9 protein-coding genes and 2 tRNA genes are annotated in these 9,437 nt (G+C 63.0%); 8 read left to right on the top strand and 3 right to left on the bottom strand.

Going from position 1 to position 9,437, the window contains the following annotated elements; genetic code table 11:
* The first annotated feature begins 106 nt into the window (after positions 1–106).
* Complete coding sequence (locus tag ACMGGN_RS12360; RefSeq protein WP_046787185.1) at positions 107–850, top strand: peptidase C39 family protein; 744 nt, start codon at positions 107–109, stop codon at positions 848–850.
* Between the two features lie 60 nt (positions 851–910).
* Here ACMGGN_RS12360 and ACMGGN_RS12355 read toward each other — a convergent pair whose 3' ends face one another.
* Positions 911–2,194: an NAD(P)/FAD-dependent oxidoreductase gene (locus tag ACMGGN_RS12355; RefSeq protein WP_012313845.1), complete on the bottom strand. Its 1,284-nt coding sequence runs from the start codon at positions 2,192–2,194 to the stop codon at positions 911–913.
* Positions 2,195–2,395: 201 nt separating this feature from the next.
* On the opposite strand from ACMGGN_RS12355, the gene ACMGGN_RS12350 reads away from it, so the two are divergent.
* From ACMGGN_RS12350 to ACMGGN_RS12335, 4 genes are all read left to right on the top strand, one after another.
* A tRNA-Val gene (locus ACMGGN_RS12350) sits at positions 2,396–2,472 on the top strand.
* Positions 2,473–2,632: 160 nt separating this feature from the next.
* Positions 2,633–2,709, top strand: a tRNA-Val gene (locus tag ACMGGN_RS12345).
* Between the two features lie 152 nt (positions 2,710–2,861).
* On the top strand, positions 2,862–3,434 hold the full coding sequence (locus ACMGGN_RS12340; RefSeq protein WP_046787184.1) for an SPOR domain-containing protein: 573 nt from the start codon (positions 2,862–2,864) through the stop codon (positions 3,432–3,434).
* A 197-nt stretch (positions 3,435–3,631) separates the two neighbouring features.
* On the top strand, positions 3,632–4,057 hold the full coding sequence (locus ACMGGN_RS12335; RefSeq protein ID WP_046787183.1) for a bifunctional (p)ppGpp synthetase/guanosine-3',5'-bis(diphosphate) 3'-pyrophosphohydrolase: 426 nt from the start codon (positions 3,632–3,634) through the stop codon (positions 4,055–4,057).
* A 13-nt stretch (positions 4,058–4,070) separates the two neighbouring features.
* Here ACMGGN_RS12335 and ACMGGN_RS12330 read toward each other — a convergent pair whose 3' ends face one another.
* Both ACMGGN_RS12330 and ACMGGN_RS12325 read right to left on the bottom strand, forming a co-directional pair.
* On the bottom strand, positions 4,071–4,313 hold the full coding sequence (locus ACMGGN_RS12330) for a DUF1654 domain-containing protein (RefSeq protein WP_039602925.1): 243 nt from the start codon (positions 4,311–4,313) through the stop codon (positions 4,071–4,073).
* A 169-nt stretch (positions 4,314–4,482) separates the two neighbouring features.
* Positions 4,483–5,571 carry an asparaginase gene (locus ACMGGN_RS12325; protein WP_046787182.1) on the bottom strand — a complete coding sequence of 363 codons (1,089 nt, stop codon included), beginning with the start codon at positions 5,569–5,571 and terminating at the stop codon, positions 4,483–4,485.
* 341 nt (positions 5,572–5,912) lie between these two features.
* On the opposite strand from ACMGGN_RS12325, the gene ACMGGN_RS12320 reads away from it, so the two are divergent.
* The 3 genes from ACMGGN_RS12320 to ACMGGN_RS12310 are packed head-to-tail and all read left to right on the top strand — an operon-like array spanning position 5,913 to position 9,433.
* A complete protein-coding gene (locus ACMGGN_RS12320) occupies positions 5,913–6,869 on the top strand; it encodes a sugar ABC transporter substrate-binding protein (protein WP_046787181.1) in 957 nt (318 codons plus the stop codon).
* A gap of 18 nt (positions 6,870–6,887) precedes the next feature.
* Entirely contained in the window at positions 6,888–8,441 is a 1,554-nt protein-coding gene (locus tag ACMGGN_RS12315; protein ID WP_414156808.1) for a sugar ABC transporter ATP-binding protein, read from the top strand.
* Entirely contained in the window at positions 8,438–9,433 is a 996-nt protein-coding gene (locus tag ACMGGN_RS12310) for an ABC transporter permease (protein ID WP_125923343.1), read from the top strand. Before ACMGGN_RS12315 ends, ACMGGN_RS12310 begins: the two co-directional genes overlap by 4 nt.
* The last annotated feature ends 4 nt before the right edge of the window (positions 9,434–9,437 follow it).

Below are 9,437 nucleotides of genomic sequence, written 5' to 3'. Positions count from 1 at the left end.
CTTAGTCTAGCTCCCCCCGCGTGACGTTCCATCTATCGCAGGTCTATTGCTTGGTTCGTTTGGTTCCAAGCCCGCACCGGGCTATACCCACGTCGCCTGGCGCCCTATGATCGTGGGTCAAGGCCGGGCGTTGCCAGCCTGGCGCCAGAACAAGCGAGTGTCCATGGTGCAAATTTCCTTCAAGTCCCGGGTTTTCGAGCCACGCCGCCTGATGGTGGCCTGCCTGCTGGCCGCGAGCCTCTCAGGCTGTGCCAGCGCGCCACCGGCCGCCGTCAAGGGCGTTGCGCAGCGGGTCGAGATCAGCAGCGTGCCGTTCTACCGAGGCAACGCCAACCACAGTGGGGCCATGGCGCTGGCGGCGTTGCTCTCGCAGCAGGGCGCGCCGATCACCCCAGGGCTGCTGGACAAGCCACTGAACCTGCCGCAGGGCGCCGAGTCGCTGGGCACCGGCATCCCGCGCGTGGCGCGCGATTACGGCAGGGTCGTATACCCGCTGGACAAACAGCTGGACGCCCTGTTGACCCAAGTCGCTGCAGGCAACCCGGTGCTGGTGCGTTTTCAGGAAGGTTCGGCGTGGTGGAGCGAGCCGCGCTATGCGGTGCTGATCGGTTTTGACCGTTACAAGCAGCGGGTGCTGCTGCGTTCAGGGATGCACCGGCGGCAGATGATGCCCTTCGATGATTTCACCTCGGCGTGGGCGCAAGAGGGGAGCTGGGCGATACTGGTACAGCCGCCACGGCAACTGCCGGCCCAGGTGGACCGGCAGCGCTGGCTGCAGGCTGCCGACGAGTTGGCCCGTGCGGGCCAGGAATTGGCGGCTAAGCAGGCCGTGGACAGCCTGGAAAGGTAAGCCACCCGTACTGGCCTGATCCGCGGCAAGCAGGCGATCAGGCCAGTGCTGGCAACATCATCAGAAGCCCAGACGGTCGCGCAAGCTGTAGTACCACGCACCCAGGGCGCTGAACGGTACGCGCAGCATCTGGCCACCCGGGAACGGGTAGTGCGGCAGGCCGGCGAACGCGTCGAAGCGCTCGGCCTGGCCGCGCAATGCCTCGGCCAGCACCTTGCCCGCCAGGTGGGTGTAGGTGACGCCGTGGCCCGAGCAACCCTGCGAGTAATAGATGTTGTCGCCGATACGGCCAACCTGTGGCAGACGTGACAGGGTCAGCAGGAAGTTGCCGGTCCAGGCGTAGTCGATCTTGACGTTCTTGAGCTGCGGGAAGGCCTTGAGCATCTTCGGGCGGATGATCGCTTCGATGTTGGCCGGGTCGCGTGCACCGTAAACCACACCACCGCCGAAGATCAGGCGCTTGTCGCTGGTCAGGCGGTAGTAGTCGAGCAGGTAGTTGCAGTCCTCGACGCAGTAGTCTTGCGGCAGCAGGGTGCGGGCCAGTTCCTCGCCCAAGGGCTCGGTGGTGATCACTTGAGTCCCGCATGGCATCGATTTGGCCGCCAGTTCCGGCACCAGGTTGCCCAGGTAGGCGTTGCCGGCGACGATGATGAACTTGGCGCGCACCTTGCCCTGCGGGGTGTGCACAACCGGGTTGGCGCCACGCTCGATGCGGATGGCCGGGGTCTGCTCATAAATGATGCCGCCCAGCGACTCGACCGCGGCAGCTTCGCCCAGGGCTAGGTTCAGCGGGTGGATGTGGCCGCCGCTCATGTCCAGCATGCCGCCGATATAGCTGTCGCAGGCGACCACTTCACGGATGCGCTTCTGGTCCATCAGCTCCAGCTGATTGTGGCCGAAACGTTCCCACAGGCGCTTTTGCGATTCCAGGTGGCCCATCTGCTTGGAAGTCAGCGCAGCGAACACGCCGCCATCCTTCAGGTCGCACTGGATGTTGTACTTGGCTACACGCTCACGGATGATGCGGCCGCCTTCGAAGGCCATGTGGCCCAGCAGCTGTGCCTGCTTGGGGCCGACTGTGCGTTCGATGACGTCGATGTCACGGCTGTAGCTGTTGACGATCTGGCCGCCGTTGCGGCCCGATGCGCCGAAGCCGACCTTGGCCGCTTCGACGATGCTCACCTTGAAGCCGTTTTCCAGCAGGAACAGGGCGCTGGACAGGCCGGTGTAGCCTGCACCGATGATGCACACATCGGTTTCCACCTCACCCTGCAGCGCCGGACGTGGCGGCACCGGGTTGGCCGAGGCGGCGTAGTAGGACTGGGGGTAGGGGGTATTGGCCATGCTCGAGAAACCTCGTGTTTTATATTTTTAACGAATGTACCGATGCTATCAATAATAATAAACACCCGCTAGTCGTCCGTTGAAAATCCTTTACTGCTCCTTGGCCGGCGCTTCTCTATAAAGAGGTTAAGATTCAGTAGGTTAGCTCGAAAAAAAGTGTTGACAGCGGTTTTGGATTGCGTAGAATGCGCACCACACGACAGGCACATAGCTCAGTTGGTTAGAGCACCACCTTGACATGGTGGGGGTCGTTGGTTCGAGTCCAATTGTGCCTACCAAATCTCAGAAAGGGCGATCCGAAAGGGTCGCTTTTTTTGTTTGTGGCTTCTAAAGAAGGCCGCGCGCCACAGGTGGGGCAGGCTTCTGAAAGTTTTTGATTTTTTTGAAAAAAACGCTTTACAGGTACGCATGCGGTGACTAATATGCGCACCACACGACAGGCACATAGCTCAGTTGGTTAGAGCACCACCTTGACATGGTGGGGGTCGTTGGTTCGAGTCCAATTGTGCCTACCAAACATCAGAGAGGGCGATCCGAAAGGGTCGCCCTTTTTGCATTGTGCGCGTCCGGTGGGTGGCCGGTATGTAGCAAGGTGTAACGTATGGTCGCGGTCCGGGCCATGGGCCGCCATGCTAGAATCCGCCGCTTCGAAACGGGAGGTACACGCGTGCGCAAACTGGCAGTGGTAATGGCAGTGCTGGCCCTGGTGGGCTGTGAGAACGAGGTCGAAGGTGTGCACAAGCAGGTGGCTGAGCACCTGCACAACCCCAAGACCGCCAAGTTCGGCAACGTGCGGATCGACACCAAAGGCACCATTTGCGGTCAGGTGCGTGGCAAGGACGATGCCGGGCAGTACGAAGCCTACCGCAGCTACGTCGCCGTCAAGGGTGAGGGTGGCCAGTACGACATTATTGTCGACGACAATGGCAACAACCTGCGCATCCGCGAAATCTGCGGCGGCGCCGAGTTACAGCGCCGCGCCGAGGCCTTGGCCGATCAGCCTGCCCCCCAAGGCTGGGATGTCGAGGTGATCCAGGGCGCCAACATGGGTGCATTGAGCGACATGACCGCCCGCCTGATCGAGAAGGGCATCCCGTCCTCGGTCGAATATCGCAATGGCAAGCCGGTGGTGCTGCTGGGGCCGTTCCCTACCAAGGAGGAGGCCGAGGCACGCAAGGCAGAGGTCATGGCCAAGCTGGGCACGGATTCGGTTGTCATTCAGCACGGTGCGCAGCGCTGACTTTGTAGCATGGCCTCTAGTGTGGGAGTCGGCTTGCCGGCGATCACCGGCGCAGCCGATGCCATGCACTGAGGTGCCTGCATAGAGGCGAGCCGCCTTTTCCCGCTGGCTGTGAAAGCGCCGGAACAGACGCCTGTCATCTGTAACCCGACCCGTCTATGCTTGCTCTGTGAGACGGCTGAAACGGGGAGGGCCTCATGTCTACACTGGAGCGGGCCATCGTGGTAGCCACCAGAGCGCATGAAGGGCAATACGACAAAGGCGGTGCGGCGTATATCCTGCACCCCCTGCGGGTGATGATGCAGGTGTCCACGCCCGAACAGCGCATCGTCGCCGTGCTTCACGACGTGATCGAAGACACGCCGCTGACACTTTCCGATCTTGCCCGCGAGGGCTTCACGCTAAAGATCCTGGCCGCCTTGCTGGCCTTGAGCCGGCGTGATGGCGAAAGCTACGAGGATTTCGTCGTGCGCCTTGGCTGCGACCCGCTGGCGCGTACCGTCAAAATGGCCGACCTGGCCGACAATAGCGACCTTTCACGCATCGCCTGCCCAGGCCCGGCCGACCTGGCACGGCTGGCCCGTTATCGGCAGGCCAGCGCCTACCTGCAGGCACTGGCCTAGGCCCCTTGCGCGGTCAATCGTCCTTCGGCACCGTCCAGAAAATCTGCACACCGCCATCGTCGCGGTGGGCGAGGGTGACGTTGTCGTTCTCGGCGATCTCCTCGAGCAGGGTTTCCCAGTCGTCGGGCGACTCCTGTTCCAGGCGGAAGATCAGGGCGGCGCGGCTACGTTGAGCGATGGGGCTGTTGATGATTTTCTGGATACGCGTACCCAGTTGTTCATAACTGCTCGGCGTTGCAGGGGCGGTACTGGCCACGGGGCTTTTCCTTGTTTTGCTGTATGCGCGTACAGTATTTCACTGTCAGGTATTTCGCAACTGCGTGTAAGGTAAAAAAGCGGAGGGCTGTGGGTGGCCGATCCGTGGCGAGTTAAACCGCGAAAAAGGGCCGGTGTAGCCAGCACACCAGCCCCTTGTCATGCAGCAATCAGTATTCCCAGAAAATCCGCTGCAGCTCTTTGCTGTCCTGGGTCTTGGTCATTGCCACCATTGCCAGGATCCGCGCCTTCTGTGGGTTCAGGTCGTGCGCCACAACCCAATCGTTCTTGTCATCCGGCTGCTCGGCGTTGCGCAGCACGAAACCGCCCTGGTTGACGTGCGACGAGCGGATGATCTGCACGCCATCCTTGCGCAGCTCCTGCAGTGCCGGCACCACGCGCGACGACACCGATCCGTTGCCGGTACCGGCATGAATCAGCGCTTTCGCGCCGTTCTGTGCCAGTGCCTTGTAGGCCGTGTCGGTCACGTTGCCATAGCCGTAGGCGATGTCGACCTGCGGCAGGCTGCTGATCTGCTTGATGTCGAATTCCGAGTTGACGGTGTGACGCTTGGCCGGCAGGCGGAACCAGTACGATTTGCCTTCCACCACCATGCCCATCGGGCCCCAGGCGCTCTTGAACGCTTCGGTCTTGATGTTGACCGCCTTGCTCACGTCGCGGCCTGACTGGATCTCGTCGTTCATGGTCACCAGTACGCCCTTGCCGCGGGACTGCTTGTCGCTGGCCACGGCCACGGCGTTGTACAGGTTGAGCATGCCATCGGCCGACATGGCGGTGCCCGGGCGCATGGAGCCCACCACCACGATCGGCTTGTCGGTCTTCTCTACCAGGTTGAGGAAGTAGGCGGTTTCTTCCAGGGTGTCGGTGCCGTGGGTGATGACGATGCCGTCGACGTCCTTGCTTTCGGCAAGTTCGGCGACGCGCTTGCCCAGCTTGAGCAGGTCGTCATTGCTGATGCTTTCGGAGGCGATCTGCATCACTTGCTCGCCGCGCACGTTGGCAATGCCGGCAAGCTCCGGCACGCCGGCGATCAACTTGTCGATGCCCAGCTTGGCCGCTTGGTACGTGGCACTGTTGGCAGCACTTGCACCGGCGCCGGCAATGGTGCCGCCGGTTGCGAGGATGACCACGTTGGCCAGCTTCTGTTGGGTTTGGGCTTCTTTCGCCGAAGCAGCGGTTGGCAGGATAAGCAGCAACGCCAGGGCGCTGGGTGCGAAGGTCTTCAGTGCAGCATTCATATTATTGTTCTCTCTTCCTAAAGGAGATTTTGCTGTGTCGCACAGGGTGCAAGGCAGTTTTCGTACCATCCTTGGTAGGGCGCTGTAATTTCCTGTATGCCGCTGTGGCTGTGGGCCGGGCTTGACATGAAGAGCGTGCAGGCGGCCCCTCGAATTCGGCAATCCGAACAAACATAGGAAAACCTGTTCGGTTTTTCGGAAGAATCCAAGATAATCTGCGCCAGAAGCAACGCAGCCCCCGGCAGCGAAACGGATTTGACAAAACCTCATCCTGTTTCCATAGTTAGCCAACGCAAACGTTTGCGATCCGATAAAAACCACAAGATTCGGAGTCATCTCCCATGAAACTGCCGTTCCCCGGTCGTCTGCTGGCGCTCGCCGTCATTTCATCGCTGTCGCTTGCCCTGCCTCTGTCCGCCGCCCATGCCGAAGACAAACCCAAGGTCGCCCTGGTGATGAAGTCGCTGGCCAACGAATTCTTCCGCACCATGGAGGACGGCGCCAAGGCCTACCAGAAAGACCACGCCAACGAATTCGACCTGGTGGCCAATGGCATCAAGGACGAGACCGACACCGGCAACCAGATCCGCATCGTCGAGCAGATGATCGCCACCGGCGCCAAGGCGCTGGTCATCGCACCGGCCGACTCCAAAGCCCTGGTGCCAGTGATCAAGAAGGCCATGGACGCCGGCATCACGGTGGTCAACATCGACAACCGCCTGGACCCCGACGTACTCAAGAGCAAGAACCTCAGCGTACCCTTTGTCGGCCCCGACAACCGCAAGGGCGCCCGTCTGGTGGGTGACTACCTGGCCAAGGAAAAGCTCAAGGCCGGTGACCAGGTCGGCATCATCGAAGGCGTGCCGACCACCACCAATGCCCAGCAGCGCACCGCCGGCTTCAAGGACGCCATGGAGGCGGCGCAGATGAAGATCGTCTCGGTGCAATCGGGCAACTGGGAAATCGACAAAGGCAACGCCGTCGCCGCCGCCATGCTCAACGAGTACCCCGACCTCAAGGCGCTGCTGGCCGGCAACGACAGCATGGCCCTGGGCGCTGTCTCGGCGGTGCGCGCCGCCGGCAAGACCGGCCAGGTGCAAGTGGTGGGCTACGACAACATCAACGCCATCAAGCCCATGCTCAAGGATGGCCGCGTGCTTGCCACCCTCGACCAGGCGGCCAGCCAGCAGGCGGTGTACGGCATTCAGGCGGCATTGCAGATGCTCCAGGGCCAGAAGCCGAACGTGGACGCCGACAACGTCATCCAGACCCCGGTCGAACTCATCACCAAGCCTTGACGGCCAGGAGACATGGCCATGCCTGTAACGGCCAATGAAGTGCTGCTCACTGCCAGCGGCTTGGGCAAGAGCTACGCGCAACCGGTGCTGGGCGACGTCAGCCTGGCCCTGCGCGCCGGCGAAGTACTGGCCCTGACCGGCGAGAACGGCGCTGGCAAGAGCACCCTGTCCAAGCTCATCAGCGGCCTGGAAACGCCCACCACCGGGCATATGACTTTCCGCGGCCAGGCCTATGCGCCTGGCAGCCGCAGCGCCGCCGAGCGCCTTGGCGTGCGCATGGTCATGCAGGAGCTCAACCTGCTGCCGACCCTGACCGTGGCCGAAAACCTGTTCCTCGACAACCTGCCCAGCCGCTTCGGCTGGATCAGCCAGAAGCGCCTGCGCCAACTGGCCACGGCCGCCATGGCACAGGTTGGCCTGGACGCCATCGACCCGGACACCCCGGTGGGCGAACTGGGCATCGGCCACCAGCAGATGGTGGAGATCGCCCGCAACCTGATCGGTGACTGCCATGTGCTGATCTTCGACGAACCCACCGCCATGCTCACCGCCCGCGAGGTGGAGCTGCTGTTCACCCAGATCGAGCGCCTGCGCCAGCGCGGCGTGGCCATCGTCTACATCTCCCACCGCCTTGAAGAACTCCAGCGTGTGGCGCAGCGCATCGTGGTGCTGCGCGACGGCAAGCTGGTGTGCGACGAGCCGATCCAGCGCTACAGCAGCGCCGAGCTGGTCAACCTGATGGTCGGCCGCGAGCTGGGCGAACACATCGACCTGGGCCGCCGGCAGATCGGCGCGCCGTTGCTCAAGGTCGACCGGCTGTGCCGCGGCGACAAGGTGCGTGACGTGTCGCTGCAGGTCAGGGCAGGGGAGATCTTCGGTATCTCCGGGCTGATTGGTGCCGGGCGCACCGAGCTGCTTCGCCTGATCTTCGGCGCCGACCGCGCCGACAGCGGCAGCATCGAAATCGGCCAGCCACTCACGGCGGTGAACATCGACTCGCCCAAGGCGGCGGTCAAGGCCGGTATCGCCCTGATCACCGAAGACCGGAAGGGCGAAGGCCTGCTGCTGACGCAATCGATCAGCGCCAACATCGCCTTGGGCAACCTCGCCGCGCTGTCCCGCGCCGGGGTGGTCGACGGCGACGCCGAAAAGGCCCTGGCCGAGCGCCAGATCAATGCCATGCGCATTCGCAGCGCCAATGCCGCCCAGGCGGTCGGCGAACTGTCCGGTGGCAACCAGCAAAAGGTGGTGATCGGCCGCTGGCTGGAGCGTGACTGCCAAGTGTTGCTGTTCGACGAACCCACCCGCGGCATCGACGTGGGCGCCAAGTTCGACATCTATGGCTTGCTGGCCGAGCTGGCACGCCAGGGCAAGGCCCTGGTGGTGGTGTCCAGCGACCTGCGCGAGCTGATGCTGATCTGCGACCGTATTGCCGTGCTGTCGGCCGGCCGCCTGATCGACACCTTCGAGCGCGACCACTGGAGCCAGGACCAGCTCCTTGCCGCCGCTTTCGCCGGCTACCAGAAACGTGACGCCCTGCTGCACGACGCAGCGCCCAGGATGGATGCATGAAAACCACACCTCTCGACACACAGGCCGGCGCCCCCGCGCGCCGCAGCGGCACCTACTTCGGCCTCGGCACCTACCTGGGCCTGGCGGGCGCCTTGCTGGCCATGATCGTGCTGTTCTCGTTGCTCAGCAGCCACTTCTGGTCGTACGCCACCTTCAGCACCCTCGCCAACCAGATCCCCGACCTGATGGTGCTGGCCGTGGGCATGACCTTCGTGCTGATCATCGGCGGCATCGACCTGTCTGTGGGGTCGGTGCTGGCGCTGGCGGCATCGGCAGTCAGCGTGGCCATCCTCGGCTGGGGTTGGAGCGTGCTGCCGGCCGCCTTGCTCGGCATGGCTGTCGCCGCACTTGCCGGCAGCATCACCGGTGCAGTCACGGTGGCCTGGCGCATCCCGTCGTTCATCGTCTCGCTGGGCGTGCTGGAAATGGCCCGCGGCTTGGCCTACCAGTTCACCGACTCGCGCACCGCCTACATCGGCGATGCCTACGCCTGGTTCTCCAACCCGATCGCCTACGGTATCTCGCCGGCCTTCATCATTGCCTTGCTGGTGATCATCCTCGCCCAGCTGGTGCTGACCCGCACCGTGTTCGGCCGCCACCTGATCGGCATCGGCACCAACGAAGAGGCCGTGCGCCTGGCCGGCATCGATCCGCGCCCCTACAAGGTGCTGGTGTTTGCCCTGATGGGCCTGCTGGCAGGCTTGGCCGCGCTGTTCCAGATTTCCCGCCTGGAAGCCGCCGACCCCAATGCCGGCGCCGGCTTGGAACTGCAGGTGATCGCCGCCGTGGTGATCGGCGGCACCAGCCTGATGGGTGGGCGCGGCTCGGTCATCAGTACTTTCTTCGGTGTGTTGATCATCTCGGTGCTGGCCGCAGGCCTTGCACAGATCGGCGCCTCAGAACCCACCAAACGCATCATCACCGGGGCGGTCATCGTCATCGCCGTGGTGCTCGACACCTACCGTAGCCGGCGAGCAGGCCGGCGGAACTGAAAAC

It is taken from the genome of Pseudomonas sp. BNK-30 (assembly GCF_047456185.1).
Taxonomy (GTDB): domain Bacteria; phylum Pseudomonadota; class Gammaproteobacteria; order Pseudomonadales; family Pseudomonadaceae; genus Aquipseudomonas; species Aquipseudomonas putida_E.
This window is presented reverse-complemented; position numbering and strand designations above follow the sequence as displayed.

Excerpts from the sequence above, each read along its gene's own strand:
- ACMGGN_RS12360 (WP_046787185.1), top strand. The coding sequence starts at position 107 with ATGATCGTGGGTCAAGGCCGGGCGTTGCCAGCCTGGCGCCAGAACAAG.
- ACMGGN_RS12355 (WP_012313845.1), bottom strand. The coding sequence starts at position 2,194 with ATGGCCAATACCCCCTACCCCCAGTCCTACTACGCCGCCTCGGCCAAC.
- ACMGGN_RS12335 (WP_046787183.1), top strand. The coding sequence starts at position 3,632 with ATGTCTACACTGGAGCGGGCCATCGTGGTAGCCACCAGAGCGCATGAA.
- ACMGGN_RS12325 (WP_046787182.1), bottom strand. The coding sequence starts at position 5,571 with ATGAATGCTGCACTGAAGACCTTCGCACCCAGCGCCCTGGCGTTGCTG.
- ACMGGN_RS12320 (WP_046787181.1), top strand. The coding sequence starts at position 5,913 with ATGAAACTGCCGTTCCCCGGTCGTCTGCTGGCGCTCGCCGTCATTTCA.
- ACMGGN_RS12315 (WP_414156808.1), top strand. The coding sequence starts at position 6,888 with ATGCCTGTAACGGCCAATGAAGTGCTGCTCACTGCCAGCGGCTTGGGC.
- ACMGGN_RS12310 (WP_125923343.1), top strand. The coding sequence starts at position 8,438 with ATGAAAACCACACCTCTCGACACACAGGCCGGCGCCCCCGCGCGCCGC.